This window comes from Pedobacter sp. PLR, from assembly GCF_026239675.1.
Taxonomy (GTDB): domain Bacteria; phylum Bacteroidota; class Bacteroidia; order Sphingobacteriales; family Sphingobacteriaceae; genus Pedobacter.
Genome location: NZ_JAPIVQ010000002.1, coordinates 218334 through 233773, shown reverse-complemented (window position 1 = coordinate 233773; position 15440 = coordinate 218334). Strand labels below are relative to the sequence as shown.

The 15440-nt window shown below is 41.7% G+C and carries 14 protein-coding genes; 4 read left to right on the top strand and 10 right to left on the bottom strand.

The annotated features are described in order from the left end of the window. Positions 1 to 12: 12 nt before the first annotated feature. Complete coding sequence (locus OQX61_RS04580; RefSeq protein WP_265840499.1) at positions 13 to 1305, bottom strand: cytochrome c3 family protein; 1293 nt, start codon at positions 1303 to 1305, stop codon at positions 13 to 15. 252 nt (positions 1306 to 1557) lie between these two features. Next, positions 1558 to 2538, bottom strand: coding sequence for a deoxyhypusine synthase family protein (locus OQX61_RS04575; protein WP_182960662.1), 981 nt, complete (start codon positions 2536 to 2538; stop codon positions 1558 to 1560). Between the two features lie 161 nt (positions 2539 to 2699). On the opposite strand from OQX61_RS04575, the gene OQX61_RS04570 reads away from it, so the two are divergent. Then, entirely contained in the window at positions 2700 to 3833 is a 1134-nt protein-coding gene (locus OQX61_RS04570; protein WP_265840498.1) for a BamA/TamA family outer membrane protein, read from the top strand. A 9-nt stretch (positions 3834 to 3842) separates the two neighbouring features. Here OQX61_RS04570 and OQX61_RS04565 read toward each other — a convergent pair whose 3' ends face one another. Next, positions 3843 to 4625 (bottom strand): class I SAM-dependent methyltransferase, encoded by a 783-nt coding sequence (locus tag OQX61_RS04565; RefSeq protein ID WP_265840497.1) that lies wholly within the window; start codon positions 4623 to 4625, stop codon positions 3843 to 3845. Between the two features lie 44 nt (positions 4626 to 4669). On the opposite strand from OQX61_RS04565, the gene OQX61_RS04560 reads away from it, so the two are divergent. Further along, complete coding sequence (locus OQX61_RS04560; protein ID WP_265840496.1) at positions 4670 to 5539, top strand: transglutaminase-like domain-containing protein; 870 nt, start codon at positions 4670 to 4672, stop codon at positions 5537 to 5539. Position 5540: 1 nt separating this feature from the next. On the opposite strand, the gene OQX61_RS04555 is transcribed toward OQX61_RS04560, so the two are convergent. The 4 genes from OQX61_RS04555 to OQX61_RS04540 form a co-directional block, all read right to left on the bottom strand. Continuing rightward, positions 5541 to 6458 (bottom strand): alpha/beta hydrolase, encoded by a 918-nt coding sequence (locus OQX61_RS04555; RefSeq protein ID WP_265840495.1) that lies wholly within the window; start codon positions 6456 to 6458, stop codon positions 5541 to 5543. Positions 6459 to 6460: 2 nt separating this feature from the next. Then, positions 6461 to 7538 (bottom strand): peptide chain release factor 2 gene (gene prfB, locus OQX61_RS04550; protein ID WP_265840494.1). Its coding sequence is split into 2 segments (ribosomal slippage): positions 6461 to 7477 and positions 7479 to 7538, totalling 1077 coding nucleotides; the frame shifts between segments, so codons are not numbered across the junction. A gap of 82 nt (positions 7539 to 7620) precedes the next feature. Next, positions 7621 to 8121: a hypothetical protein gene (locus OQX61_RS04545; protein WP_265840493.1), complete on the bottom strand. Its 501-nt coding sequence runs from the start codon at positions 8119 to 8121 to the stop codon at positions 7621 to 7623. An 82-nt stretch (positions 8122 to 8203) separates the two neighbouring features. After that, positions 8204 to 9508: an amidohydrolase gene (locus OQX61_RS04540; RefSeq protein ID WP_265840492.1), complete on the bottom strand. Its 1305-nt coding sequence runs from the start codon at positions 9506 to 9508 to the stop codon at positions 8204 to 8206. Positions 9509 to 9629: 121 nt separating this feature from the next. Here OQX61_RS04540 and pgi point away from each other — a divergent pair, with 121 nt between their 5' ends. Together pgi and OQX61_RS04530 are read left to right on the top strand one after the other, a co-directional pair. Continuing rightward, positions 9630 to 11276: a glucose-6-phosphate isomerase gene (gene pgi, locus OQX61_RS04535; RefSeq protein ID WP_265840954.1), complete on the top strand. Its 1647-nt coding sequence runs from the start codon at positions 9630 to 9632 to the stop codon at positions 11274 to 11276. A gap of 74 nt (positions 11277 to 11350) precedes the next feature. Beyond that, entirely contained in the window at positions 11351 to 11878 is a 528-nt protein-coding gene (locus OQX61_RS04530; protein ID WP_265840491.1) for a DUF4251 domain-containing protein, read from the top strand. Positions 11879 to 11950: 72 nt separating this feature from the next. Here OQX61_RS04530 and OQX61_RS04525 read toward each other — a convergent pair whose 3' ends face one another. The 3 genes from OQX61_RS04525 to dnaG are packed head-to-tail and all read right to left on the bottom strand — an operon-like array spanning position 11951 to position 15398. Then, complete coding sequence (locus tag OQX61_RS04525; RefSeq protein ID WP_265840490.1) at positions 11951 to 13027, bottom strand: glutaminyl-peptide cyclotransferase; 1077 nt, start codon at positions 13025 to 13027, stop codon at positions 11951 to 11953. A gap of 7 nt (positions 13028 to 13034) precedes the next feature. Next, the gene (locus OQX61_RS04520; RefSeq protein WP_265840489.1) at positions 13035 to 13397 is read right to left on the bottom strand and encodes a YraN family protein; all 363 of its coding nucleotides are present in this window, start codon (positions 13395 to 13397) and stop codon (positions 13035 to 13037) included. After that, positions 13398 to 15398, bottom strand: coding sequence for a DNA primase (dnaG, locus tag OQX61_RS04515; protein ID WP_265840488.1), 2001 nt, complete (start codon positions 15396 to 15398; stop codon positions 13398 to 13400). It abuts the gene before it with no gap. Between the last annotated feature and the right edge of the window lie 42 nt (positions 15399 to 15440).

The window sequence follows — 15440 nt, the reverse complement described above, 5'->3', positions numbered from 1 at the left end:
ATTAAACTCTTATTAATAGTGGCACTTACCACACTCTAAACCACCCAATAATGCAGGAGTGATTTTTTCGCCTTTTTTGATTTTCTCATGGGCTTCAATAACTTTCGCATAGAAAGCATTGTCTTTACCTGAAATCTCAGCGTCTTTATGGCAATTGATACACCATTTCATCGTTAGCGGAGAGAACTGATATACTTCTTCCATGGTATTCACCGGACCGTGACATGCAAAACATACCGGCTCATTTGGCTGAAGACCTTTTTGTTTTCTGATCGCTTCCTCACCTACGACTACGTGTTGAGAGTGATTGAAATAAGCAAAATCAGGAAGGTTGTGTACACGAATCCATTCTACTGGTTTCTCTTTTGTCTTGTCGTAAGTCAAAGTTGCAGGATCGTAACCGATCGCAGTGTAGATCTTTTGAATCTCCGGAGAAATCTCACCGTTATACTTCTCAGTAGCCTGTACCGATTTGTGACAGTTCATACAAACATTCACAGATGGAATAGAAGCGTTTTTAGATTTAAACGCACCTGAGTGACAGTACTGACAGTCAATCTGATTCGTCCCGGCGTGTAATTCGTGAGAGAATTTAATTGGTTGTACCGGCTGATATCCAGTGTGTACACCTGTATTCCACATCGCCATCCATCCGAATGAACCTAAGCTCATTACTAAACATAGAATGAAGAAGAATACAAATTTTTTGTTTTTGAATAATCTGCGAACACCTACAGTTAAAGGAACGTTGTCCTCTTCTGAGATTTCAACACCTTGCTTCTTTAAGATTAAACGCTCTAACATTTTAATCGCACGTCCTAAAATCACTAATACCGCAATTGATATTAAGATAATAGCAACGATACCTGCGATAGAAAAATCAGATACACCTTCATCTACAGTTGCAGTTGTTGCTGCATCGCCTTCTTTCTTAGGCTCGCCCGCTTTAGCGTAAGCGATAACGTTTTTAATCTGGTCGTCAGTTAATGTAGGAAACGTAGTCATCTCCGACGGAGAGAACTTCGCAGCCTCAATTGCCTGCTTATCGCCAGCGTCAACTAAAGCTTTCCAGTTCTTTACCCATTTGATGGTAAATGCTTCGTCTAGCTCGTTTACTTTGGCAGTTAAAGCCGGACCTGTACTGTTACGGTCTAATTGGTGACAAGAAGAACATTTATCTTTAAATATTTTCCTTCCCTCCACTACATCTTGCGCTTGTGTTGCAGAAACGATTAAAACAGATAAAGCCGTAAACATGAATGCCGACTTCCAAACTCTTCTAATGATCAATGAGATATCCCTCATAATGAGTATTTTATGCTATTTTTTAAAAAACTTGTAAACCGCCTTTGGTAACCGAACTTAGGTTCTACACCAAAACGTCCACAAAAGTAAAATTTATTAACTTACCAATGACAAATAAATGACAGTAAATACAATTTATAATCAATCTAAATAGTTTGTTTTTGGGGCTTTAAACGAAGAAAATCAGCAATTTTCGAAAAACTGCTGATTCTTCTCAGCCAACCTCACATTGACAATATTTGTAAATTCAATTTACATTTTTAATATCCATGCAAAGATCAGTGGCGCAACGATTGTTGCATCTGATTCTACAATAAACTTTGGCGTGTTGATATCTAATTTACCCCAGGTGATTTTTTCATTCGGTACTGCACCTGAATAAGATCCGTAAGAAGTAGTCGAATCAGAAATCTGACAGAAATAGCTCCAGAATGGAATATTCTCCATTTCCATATCCTGATATAACATCGGAACAACACAAATCGGGAAGTCACCAGCAATACCTCCACCAATCTGGAAGAATCCGATTCCTTTACCAGAACTGTTTTTAATGTACCAGTCTGCTAAATAACCCATATATTCAATACCACCTTTTACAGTAGTCGCTTTAACTTCACCTTTCATCACATAAGAAGCAAAGATATTTCCCATCGTAGAATCTTCCCATCCTGGTACTACAATCGGCAAGTTCTTCTCTGCTGCTGCAAGCATCCATGAGTTCTTAGGATCAATCTCATAGTATTGCTCAAGATCACCACTCAATAACATCTTGTACATGAACTCATGCGGGAAGAAACGCTCTCCTGCATCTTCTGCATCTTTCCAGATCTTATTGATGTGTTTCTGCAATCTACGGAAAGCCTCTTCTTCAGGAATACAAGTATCTGTAACCCTGTTGTAATGGTTTTCTAAAAGATCCCACTCATCCTGTGGACTTAAATCACGGTAGTTAGGCACTCTTTTGTAATGAGAATGCGCAACAAGGTTCATGATGTCTTCTTCCAGATTCGCACCAGTACAAGAAATAATCGAAACTTTATCCTGACGGATCATTTCAGCTAAAGAGATTCCAAGCTCAGCAGTACTCATTGCGCCTGCAAGCGTAATCATCATCTTACCACCTTCATCCAAATGTGTTTCGTATCCTTTAGCCGCATCCATCATAGCTGCCGCATTAAAATGGAGATAATTTGTCTCCATGAATTGCGAGATAGGTCCTCTTTTCGTACTCATTTTTGATTAAATTTTGTTGTTAGCGCAAAAATAGGCAAATAATCGTAAAGGACTAATCCTAACCCCGCTTTAAAAATGAAACAAGCGCAATTACTGGCGCTAATCTTGCTAGGGGATCGCCAGTAACCCAATTAATACAAATCTTTCCCTATTTTAGGCCAATGAAGAGAATTTCGCTTTGCATCACTATACTGATCATTACCGTCGCAAACGCATCCGCACAAAAGAAATTTATTAAACGATACTTGTCAGAAAAAACAGATAGCTCACGCAGAGCGAGCTTTATGCCTGTACCCATCTTCCGATATTCACAGGAAATCGGGGCAGAATTCGGACTTGGCGCACTATATTCTACTTACCTCGACAGAAAAGACAGCACCAACCGCAGCTCCAACTTTTCAGGAGTCGCTTCCGTATCAACCAAAGGACAATACAACTTCTCTTTAAAAAGTGATATCTGGACCAAAGGCAACGATTACCATTTCATTTCAGAATTCAGATTTAAAAGAATGCCTTTCGACTTTTTCGGAATTGGTAATGAAACCTTGTTTGCAAATTCAGACCGCCTTGTACAGCGACAGTCCAGAATCATGCTCGAAGCAGAAAAGAAAATATTACCACACGCCTACACCGGCATATCCCTTGGATTTGAAAATTACAACTTCAAAGATGAGATCACAGGTGGATTATTCGATACCGATCCAAACCTCATTCAGCGCTTAGGCGGCAATGTTGCCTATATAGGAATCTCGCAAAGCTATGATACCCGAAATTCGAACAACTACCCTACTAAAGGATTCCTCGGCCGCATCGCCTATCAATACGCACCAGACCTCTGGTCAGGCGAAAGCTTCAGCGGAAGTGTCATTAAAGCAAACGTTAGAAACTTCTGGTCGCTCAGCCCTAAATTCGTATTGGGTGTAAATGCCTTATTCCATACCGTGCAGGGAAAAAAGATACCTTTCTATTTATTGCCGCAAATGGGGAATGATGAAATGATGAGGGGATATTATACCGGCCGCTACCGCGATCAGAATTTATTAGCTGGTCAGGCGGAATTGCGCTACCGCTACAATAACCGTTTCGGTGCAGTAGTCTTTGCGGGAACGGGACAGGTTTTTGCCAATGGCGATTTTGCAGCCAAAAACTTCAAACCTTCTTACGGACTCGGCGGAAGATATTTCTTCGATCCTGAAAAAGGACTCAGCGTCCGTATGGATTATGCAGTCGGAGAAAAGCGTATCAATGAGAAACGCCAGAGTGGTTTTTATTTCACCCTGGCCGAAGCATTTTAAATGCTGAGCCTAAAACTTAATTTTAAAATGCTCTTTTGCCTGTCCTTTTTTAAAGTAAACCAATCCGATCCAAAACAAATCAATAGTAATGGTAACGTCCGGATGGTTCTTGATCTCTTCCCAGGCCTCTTTCATCCCTTCACTCCAATAGATATCATCAAAGATCAACAATGACCCTTCATGCACTTTCGGTAAGCACCAGTTAAAATAATTGAGGGTGGCGTCCTTTCTATGGTTTCCATCCACATAAACGAAATCCAGTTTCTCGGCCTGTTCGATGAAGTCAGGAAGTAAGGAATCAAAATTCCCTACCCTCAGCTCTACATTGTCAAGTTCCAGATCCTGAAAGTTCTTATAAGCTGCTTTTGCCGTTTCCGGACAACCTTCAATAGTTACAATATCCGCATCCGGACAAGCCCTGGAAAGGTATGATGTGGTCAGGCCCAGACAAGTACCTAATTCTAAAATATGATCCGGCTGGTTTTCTTTCGCAAGGCGATAAATTAACTGTGCCAATCTTGGACTCTTCAAAGCGTTTTTCGCAATCTGTCGTACCTTTTTTGTACGGTTCTTATTCAAATGAGAACCTGCACCCAGATCCGTCACCGTAATTAAAGAATCGTCATTTAAAAGTTTTTTTCTTTGCGCTTCAATGCTTTTGTAATCACTTTTAGCGTTAAAATCGTAAATTACCTCATCTGTGAGCTTATAAACGAAAGGAGAATGCGTACCATGTCTGCTTTTTGAAGTCAATCGGTGCTTTAGATAGTCGCTGATAAAATTGAAAACCATAGCTACAAAAATAAGCAATCACATGATTCTAAGTTGCATGTTTAATGGAAAATAGTAAAGAAATAAGTGCTTTAGTCAAATTGTTGGACGATCCCGATCCGGAGATCTTCGAACATATTGAAAAACGCCTGTTGGAGTATGGAGAAGAGGTGGTTCATTTTCTGGAAAATGCATGGGAACAATCTCTGGACACACTGTTACAGGAAAGAATCGAGAACGTAGTTCATAAAATCCAATTCAACAGCGTTAAAGAAGATCTGAATCTTTGGTATCAAAGTGGTGCTTTCGACCTGCTCCAGGGCGCATTGGTGATCAACAGATATCAATATCCCGACCTCAATGAAGAAAAAATCAAGCTCCAGATGGAAGAAATCAAGCGGGAAATCTGGATCGGATTACAATATGAAATGAGTTCCATTGAAAAAATCAAACTCATCAATCACGTATTCTATAATGTATATGGTTTCAGTGGAAACACCAAAAACCACCACGACCCACAAAACTCTTACATCAATCAGGTGCTGGACAGTAAAAAAGGAAATCAGATATCCTTAGCAATCATCTATTCCACTATTGCCCAAAAACTGGACATTCCGGTGTATGGCGTTAATCTGCCACAACATTTTATTCTCGGCTATATTGATGAAAGTAAAAGGGAAGACCATGAATTTGGCGTCCTGTTTTATATTAATGCCTTTAATAAAGGAGCCATCTTTGGCAAGCATGATGTAGACCAGTTCCTTCGCCAGCTAAATCTTGACCCTATGCCTGGTTTTTATGCGCCATGCAGCAATATAGAAATCATCAGAAGAATCATCAGAAACCTGATCTCCTCTTATGAAAACCTGGGCTCCACAGAAAAGGTAGCAGAATTAAAAGAATTGCAAGACATCCTCAACAACACGAATATCTAACTTAAATAATCTTATTCGATTTCATCCAGTTCACTAAACGATCAAACCACTGATCCTGGCTGGTTTTGTTATTTAACCCAAAACCATGACCACCGCCCTGGTAAACATGCAACTCCGCCTTGTTCCCTGCTTTCACCATTGCCCGGTTAAAAGACAAACTATTTTCAACAGGAACAGACTTGTCATCATTGGCATGGACTAAGAATGTAACCGGAGTTTCTGCATCCACATGGCGCTCATTGGAAAAATAATCCTTTTGCGCATCCGTTGCATTTGGTCCTGCCAGATTTTTCGCAGAACCCGTATGTGGCGACTCCAGAAAGGAGACCACCGGATAAATCAACATCGAAAAATCAGGACGAAGACTCAGTCCCTCTTTATTCTCTATTTTAACATCCTTATAATGTACAGTCAGTGTAGCTGCGAGATGGCCACCGGCAGAAAAACCCATGATCCCGATTTTTGCAGGATCCAGATGATATTTTGCCGCATCCTTCCTCAACAGGTAAATCGCCTGTTCGGCATCCTGTAAAGGCCCGAAAGACTTATCCACCATTATCGCATCATCCGGTAAACGATATTTCAAGACAAAGGCAGCAACGCCGATCTCATTGAACCGCTTTGCCACATTATCCCCCTCATGGTTAATGGCCAGTATTCCATAACCACCCCCCGGACAAATGATCACAGCAGCACCTGTTGCTTTTTCTTTTGAAGGTAAGAACACCTTTAATGTTGGTACAGATACCTTACTGACCCTGATTATCCCATCATTCCCTGTTACAGAAAGCTCTTTAAAATCTGCAGGTGTAGGCTTAGCTCCTGGAATCGCTCCGGGATAAATCAATATACTTTCCTGCGCCATTGCGCCATTTGTAGCAAAAAAACCGGTCATCAATAATACAGTAAGGTATCTCATATTTAAAATTCCATTAAGTAAGCTTTCAAAAATTCGTTCAAATCACCATCCAATACCCCCTGGGCATTTGAAGTCTCATAGTTGGTCCGTAAATCTTTCACCAGCTTATAAGGATGCAACACATAATTCCTGATTTGCGATCCCCATTCGATTTTCTTTTTGGAACCTTCAATTAAAGCTGTTGCTTCCATGCGCTTGCGCATCTCCGCTTCATACAATTGTGATTTTAACAAGCGCATTGCATTCTCTTTATTCTGCAACTGGGAACGTGACTCCTGGTTTTTAATCACAATACCCGAAGGCTTATGATACAACCTTACGGCCGTTTCCACTTTATTCACATTTTGTCCACCAGCACCACCGGAGCGGAAAGTCTCAAATTCAATCTCTGAATCCTTCACCTCAATCTCAATCGTGTCATCCACTAAAGGATACACATAGACGGAAGCAAATGAAGTATGTCTGCGGGCATTGGAATCAAAAGGCGAAATTCGCACCAAACGGTGAACCCCGTTTTCCCCTTTCAGATAACCATAAGAAAAGTCTCCGGCAAACTGAAGCGTAACCGATTTTATACCCGTTACCTCCCCTTCCTGCGAATCCTGCTCCGTCACCTTATAGCCATTCTTCTCACCCCACATGATGTACATACGCATCAGCATGGCTGCCCAATCGCAACTCTCGGTACCACCTGCACCTGCGGTAATCTGCATCACCGCATGAAGCTGATCTTCCTTACTACTCAGCATGTTTTTCAGTTCCAGCTCTTCCACCATTTTCAAACAACGGTCGTACTGCTCCTGCATTTCTTCCGCACTGGCATCACCAGATTGCAAAAACTCAAACATCACTTCTGTATCTTCCAGCTCTTTACTTACTGCCTGCCAGGCATCAGTCCATACTTTCTTGGAATTGATACCAGCCAAATGTTTTTCCGCCTTTTTAGGATCATCCCAAAAGTCGGTTTGCAGGGTAAGCTCCTGCTCTATATAAATTTCCTCAAGACGTGTTTCTACGTCAAAGATGCCTCCTCAGCGACGCTACTCTGTCCCTTAAATCCTGAATTTGTTCTTTTGTCATAATCACAAATATATAAAATACAAAGAGGTTCTGTCCCTGTTTTCAAAAACAAGCACAGAACCTCTTTAAACATTTCTTTTTCTTAATTAAAAAGCCCTTTTAGCTTATCAACGATACCGCCTTCTCCTTCTTTTCCTTCTTCTTTATTACCGCCAAACAAGTTCGTCAGGTCCGACAACTGAAACTTACCATCAGGTCCTGAAATCTTCGTTAACATATCCTGAAGATTAAAAGAGCTGTCGTTCGGATCATTTGTCTTACTCACCAACTTACCCATCACTCCGGGAATGATAGAAGCTGCAATGGCTTTCGCCGAATCCAGATTGATGCCCATTCCTGATAATTTATCAATAAAGCCAGAGGAAGCGTCCTTCACTACGGAAGAGTTCGCCACATCTCCACCTTTAAAGGCATCCACCAGATTACCAATATTTCCGGACGACAATTGTTGTTTCAAGGAGTCAAAAATAGAACCGGAAGCCGCTTGAATCGCTGCTTCATTTTGCTCATTTGGAATCTCACTATTGTTCACAATTGCATCCTGAGCACTTTCTTTAACCAGTTCATTCAAATTTTCTAACATAAAATTGTTTTCTAGGTGATGTACTAATATTAGTATCTTAAATATAATGAATTAAAATGATCAGCAAATCAAATCGCTGCCGTTATTTTTTCAAATTCATGTAATCAAGTGCCAGGTTACTAAGTGCTTCCACCCCTAAACCAAAACCACTTTCATCGATAAAGAAATCCGGTGTATGGTGCGATGGCGCCTTTAACGGATCCTGTCCTTTAGGCATCCCGCCGAGGAAAATAAACAAGCCGGGCACCTTTTCCTGGTAGAAAGAAAAATCCTCTGCTCCTGTTACCGGAGGTTTCAGGCGCACATGATCCGCGCCGGCAGTAGCCTGTAAACTTGGCAACATCTTTTCCGTTAAAGCTACGTCATTAAACGTTACCGGATAATGGTTACTAAAAGGAATCTTCACCTCCGCTGTAGCTCCGCCCGCTTCTGCGGTTTTTGTAGCGATGGTTTTCACCCTTTCTATAAACATCGCCTCATCTTCTTTACTAAAATTCCTGATGGTGCCCAACATTTCCACTTTCTCCGGAATAATGTTAGAGCGAATCCCCCCGTTGATGGCACCAATCGTAACCACCCCTGGATTTTCCGTCACATTCAGGTTCCTACTCACAATTGTTTGAAGGTTATTCACAATTTGTGCAGAAATCACAATCGGATCAATACTGCTCCATGGATAAGCACCATGCGCCTGTTTTCCCTTCACCGTAATTTTCAAATCATTGACCGCCGCCATGATCCCGCCCGGACGATAAGTCAGGTCACCCACCGGCGTCTGTGAATTGATGTGCAGGCCAAAAATCACTTCGACTTTCGGATTTTCCAACACCCCTTCTTTCACCATCAATGCAGCACCGCCTTCTTCACCTTCAGGTACCCCCTCTTCAGCGGGTTGAAAAATAAATTTCACCGTACCGGGGATGTCTTTTTTCATAGAAGCCAGTACCTCTGCCACCCCCATTAAAATAGCCACATGACTATCATGGCCACAAGCATGCATCACGCCCACTTCCTGTCCGTTATATATGGTCTTCACTTTAGAGGCAAAAGGTAAATCCACCCGTTCCGTTACCGGTAAACCGTCCATATCCGCCCTTAGCGCCACAACAGGCCCCGGCTTTCCTCCTTTAAGAATACCTACCACACCCGTCTTTGCCACGCCTGTCTGTACCTCAATTCCCAGTGACTTTAAATGTTTAGCCACGATTGCCGCAGTCCTCGTTTCCAGGTTTCCCAATTCCGGATGCTCATGCAAATCCCGGCGCCAGTCTATCACCTGCTGTGTGATGCTCAAAGCCTTTTTTGAAACCTGAGGCCTCAGGTTTTGCTTTTGCGCAACCGCAGCACCACCACATAGAACCAACAGCACAAAGTAAAATCTTTTCATAAACCTATCTTTTATACTTTAAATATAAGATAATCAGCGGATATTCAATTCCGATAGAAATATTATAAAGGTCATTTCAGCAAATAAAATAAACCCCTACATTTACAAAAACACTAATATGATGCTACCAACGATAAACTTTACAGAAACTGCAGCTTATAAATACCTGACCGATCACTTTATTGGTATCAATGAAAAAAGCTTAAAGGATCTTTTTACGGAAGATGCTTCCCGTTTTGAAAAATTTTCTATCCTGTTTGAAGACATCCTTGTTGATTATTCAAAGAACAGAATTGACGATACCACCATGGCTTTGTTAATGCAACTGGCCAGAGAATGTAAATTAGATGAGGCGATCAAAGCCATGTTTAAAGGGGATAAAATCAATCAGACAGAAGGCCGTCAGGTGCTTCACATCGCTTTACGTAACCAGGGCAATGACCCGATTCTTGTAGATGGCAAAAATGTCATGGAAGAGGTAAACAAAGTATTGGAAAAGATGGATAAATTTAGTCAGGCCATCATCTCCGGATCATGGAAAGGCTATACCGGAAAAGCCATTACAGATGTAGTTAACATTGGTATCGGTGGCTCTGATTTAGGACCTGTAATGGTGACAGAAGCTTTAAAAGCTTATAAAAACCATTTAAACATGCACTTCGTTTCTAATATCGACGGAACGCATATTGCAGAAACCTTAAAAAATGTTGATCCGGAAACTACCTTATTCCTGATTGCTTCCAAAACTTTTACTACACAGGAAACCATGACCAATGCCAACAGTGCAAAGGACTGGTTCTTAAATAGCGGTGCTGCGCAAGGCGATGTAGCCAAGCATTTTGCCGCACTTTCTACCAATGCAAAAGACGTATCTGCTTTTGGTATTGACACCAACAACATGTTCGAATTCTGGGACTGGGTAGGCGGAAGATATTCTTTATGGAGTGCCATTGGCCTTCCTATCGCTTTAAGCATTGGTTTCGACAATTTCAAGCAATTACTTGCAGGTGCACACGCTGCTGACAGCCATTTTGAAAATGCTGAATTTGAAAGCAACGTACCAGTGATCCTTGCCTTGATTGGCATTTGGTATATCAACTTCTTTGATGCAGAAACGCAAGCTATTTTACCATACGACCAATACATGCACCGCTTTGCGGCCTACTTCCAACAGGGAGATATGGAAAGTAACGGTAAACATGTAGACCGTAACGGCAATGACGTAACTTATGAAACAGGACCGATCATCTGGGGAGAGCCGGGAACCAATGGACAACACGCTTTTTACCAGCTGATCCACCAGGGAACCCGTTTAATCCCTTGTGATTTTATCGCTCCTGCGCAAAGCTTAAACCCATTAGGAACGCACCACCCGATCTTATTGTCAAACTTCTTCGCACAAACAGAAGCGCTGATGAATGGCAAAACTAAAGAAGAGGTAGTTGCAGAACTGGAAAAAGAAGGCAAAACCAGCGAAGAAATCGAGAAACTGGCACCCTTCAAAGTTTTCGAAGGAAACAGACCAACCAACTCTATTCTGTTGAAAAAGGTAACGCCTTTCAGCTTAGGTAGCCTGATTGCTATTTATGAACATAAAATCTTCGTTCAGGGCATCATCTGGAACATCTTCAGCTTCGACCAATGGGGAGTAGAACTCGGCAAGCAACTGGCCAAGAGCATTCTTCCGGAACTAGAAGGAGATCAGGAAGTTCAATCTCATGACGCTTCTACAAACGGCTTGATTAATCAGTACAAAAACTGGAGATAACAGCAAAAAAAATAGCACTTAAGATTAAACCTTTTAAGTGCTATCTTGTTCTAATCAAATAAAAAGATATGATCATGAGAACATTTAAAAAATTGTTAGCACTTCTTATTGTTTTCTCTACCGTGCAGGTGATGGCACAAACAGATAAAGAAACTACCGCAAGACTGGTAGCTGATCAGCATCTTGTTTTTGATGCAACATCTGCGATTCCCATGGCCAATGCTGATTTAAACAAAGTATTGAGTAAAATGCCGGGTGGAACAGGCGGAGTGATTCAACTTAGTGGGTCTCGGTATCAGCTGATCATCAGCAAGGACAGTGTGGAAGCCTTCCTGCCTTATTATGGAAGAGCTTATTCAACCACCACAAATCCCGATGATGCAGGAATAAAATTTAAATCTAAAAAATTCGATTATAAGACTACCGCTAAGAAAAAAGGCGGCTGGATAATCGACATCAAACCAAAAGACACCAAAGATGTGCGTCAACTGTCTTTAAGTGTATCTACAAGCGGCTATGCCACTTTAAATGTGAATAGTAACAACAGACAACCCATCACCTTTAACGGTGTGATTTCTGAACCTAAAAAAGCAGAAAAATAATAAGAAGTAAAAACGAAAAAACCGTCATATCCAGGATATGACGGTTTTTTTTTATGAAAATCTTTTTAAGAATTAAGGCTTCGGAGCTACAGTTACCTGGAACATATGTGGCCATTTCTTACCAGTCACAAATAAACGTTTACCAGCCTTATCCCAGGCAATGCCATTCAGCACATTATTCGCCTGATCTACTTCATCTTTATAGTATCCTGCCGGCAGTAATCCAGAGAAATCAATCTCTTTCTCTACTACGCCCGTTGCCGGATCAATCACCACCACTACATTTTTCGTATAGACATTGGCATAAATTTTACCGTCAATATATTCCAGCTCATTCAGCTGAGGAACCGGACCATAATTGTTGTAAACTTCAATATAACCCTCTTCTTTATAATTGTCTTTGTTCAGGAACCAGATCTTGTTGCTACCATCAGATTTATATAACCTCTGGCCGTCAAAACATAAGCCCCAGCCTTCCATGCTCGATTGATATGGAAAAGTAGACTGCTGTGTCAAAGATTTGGCGTCAAATACCAAACCCATTCGGTTTTGCCAGGTCAGCATCACCACCTTGTCACCTACCAGACTGGAACCTTCTCCAAAGTACTGATCATCCAGCTTCGTTTGCTGTAAAATCTTACCTGTCGGCACATCTACCCATCTCAGCGAAGAATGTTGTTCCTGACCTGTACTTTCCAAAAAGCGACCATTATGGTATTCCAGCCCCTGCGTATAGGCAGCTGTATCATGAGGAAAAGTCTTAATCACCTGATAACCGTATTGCGAAGGCACTACAGCCGATTTCAATTCAAAATTGATCGTTAACGTATCTTTCTTTCCATCTTCCTCTATAACGGCTGTAATCAGCTTATAGCCCAGTGTCAAACCTGTTGTCGGTATCGAAACCGGATCTGCATTGTTTTTAGTCGCCACCGGCTTTCCATCCAGTGTATAAACAGCAGAAGTAACGTTACTTCCTGAAGGAACTTCTAAAGCCACATTAACGGCTGTTCCCAAAGGGAAACTTTGTCCTTGTTCCGGAGCTTTAAAACTTACACCAGAACCAACAGAGGGACTATTTTTACAGGAAATCACCAGCGAAACGCTCAATAACAAGCAGGCCGAAAGGACTAATTTAGATAAACTCATGATTTTTTTAACTTGGCCAGAATGCATCTTCAATATGATTAATTTTATAACTATTTATGTGCTCAAAAGTAATGGCAATAATATCAAAACGGATTTCCCCCTGATGTTGCTTCAATTCAATGTAGGCTGTGGAAGCAAATTCCAATTGCTTTTCCTTTTTGTGATCTACAAAATCCTCCGGTTCCCCAAAATCAGTGGCACTCCGGGTTTTTACTTCCACAAAAATCAAGGTACCACCCTGATCTGCTATAACGTCAACTTCTGCCCTGGCGTATCTCCAATTCACATTTAAAATGCGATAACCTGCATTTTCCAGATACGCTCTGGCGATTTCCTCCCCACGTTTGCCAAGCTCATTGTGTGCCGCCATCTATTTTAAAATCACCGTTCCGAGGAACTTTGAAATCTCTCTTTCTACGCCTTTCATAAACATAAAACGTTGCATCAGAATTTCCAGATTTACGGAATCCTGTTCTGTTTTAATTTCTTTGGAAATGTCGGCCAACATCCTTGCAACCTTTCCTTTTTTCAGGTGGAAAATCCCACCAAGGATGGTCGCCTTTAAATTGACACTTTCATCTCTAACATAGATATTGTGCTTATTATACCAGTTTTCACTCAGCGAATAAGGGGAAGTAGAAAGCGTAATTGCCAGTTCTACAATTTTCCGGTCTGTATTGTTGATAAACTGGCTGGCTACCGGCAGGTGGCCATTTTCTATCTCTTCACTATAGGTGTCTATAATGCTTTTACAAGTCGGATCAGTAAAGCTCACATCCGCCAGATTCTGCATGATAAAAGAACCGATATACATGTTATCGATCTTATCCCAGCTCACCAGTTCATGGCCGTAAGCCAGCAAAAGACGCACCACCTCCTGCTCCTGCAAGCGGTCGCTTTCTTCGGCGGCTGCCACTTCATCGGCTTCTGCGGCAGCACCGGGAATCTCAAACAGATTGTCCGGCGGACCGTCAGGATAAGGCTGATATTGATTTTGCTGCTGAAAACCCGAAGAACCTACCCCCTGATTTCCGGAGTTCTGATTACCAGAACCAGATTTCCGGAATTTCGCCATCCTGATCTTATTCAGCTCAGAAAGCAAGATTCGCTCTTCTACCTGCAGCAGACTGCTACATTCCTTAATGAAAATCGAAGCCTTGATATCATCCGGAATCTTTGCAATACTTTCTACAATGTCCCTGATGATTCCAGCCCTTTTAATCGGGTCTGAGCCCGCTTCTTTCAGCAGGATATTCGCTTTGTAAAGGATAAAGTCTTTACGGTTGTTCTCAATGTATTTCTTAAACTCGCCGGAGCCTACATGATGCATGTAAGAATCTGGGTCATGACCATCAGGAAAGGAAACGACTTTCACGTTCAATCCTTCTTCCAGGATCATGTCTAATCCACGTAATGAAGCCTTAATCCCCGCAGCATCGCCATCATAAAGAATGGTGACATTTTCCGTGAAACGACCGATCAGACGAATCTGTTCCGTGGTTAATGAAGTACCTGATGAGGCCACCACATTCTCTATTCCTGCCTGATGTGCAGCAAGCACATCCGCATAACCTTCTACCAGATAACAGTTATCGGTATCACGAATCGCTTTTTTAGCATGGAATAAACCATAAAGTACATTCGACTTATGGTAGATATCACTTTCCGGTGAATTGACGTATTTAGGGACATTCTTATCCGTTTTCAGCGTTCTACCGCCAAAACCGATAATCCTACCCGTAAAATTATGGATCGGGAACATTACCCTGCCCCTGAACCTGTCGTACAGCTTGCCCTTATCATTTCTGATCGCCAGGCCTGTTTTCTCCAGGTATTCCTCTTTATGTCCTGCCGAAACGGCATTCAGAATCAAGGCATCCCAAACATCCGGAGAATACCCCAGCTGGAACTTCCTGACAATATCCTCCCTGAATCCGCGCTCTTTAAAATAGCTAAGACCAATGGCTCTGCCCTGATCCCCTGTCCACAGTTCATTGGCAAAGAAACCTGCCGCAAATTCCGAAACAATGTATAAGCTTTCCCGCGCATTCTGGGCCTCAATATTTTGTGGAGACTGTACCGTCTCCTCCACCTCAATATGGTATTTCTGAGCCAGAAATTTTAAGGCTTCCGGATAAGAATACTTCTCATGGTCCATAATAAAATGGACCGAATCACCACCTTTACCACAACCGAAACACTTGTAAATCCCCTTGGCCACAGAAACGTGGAAGGAAGGTGTTTTCTCATTGTGAAAAGGGCAATTCCCGATCAAACTGGTACCACGTTTTTTTAAAGACACAAAATCACCAACCACTTCCTCAATGCGGACGGTTTCCATGATTTTGCTAATGGTATCCTGATTAATCATTCTTTAATATTTTATTTATCTCCTGCACTGATCACCTTTATA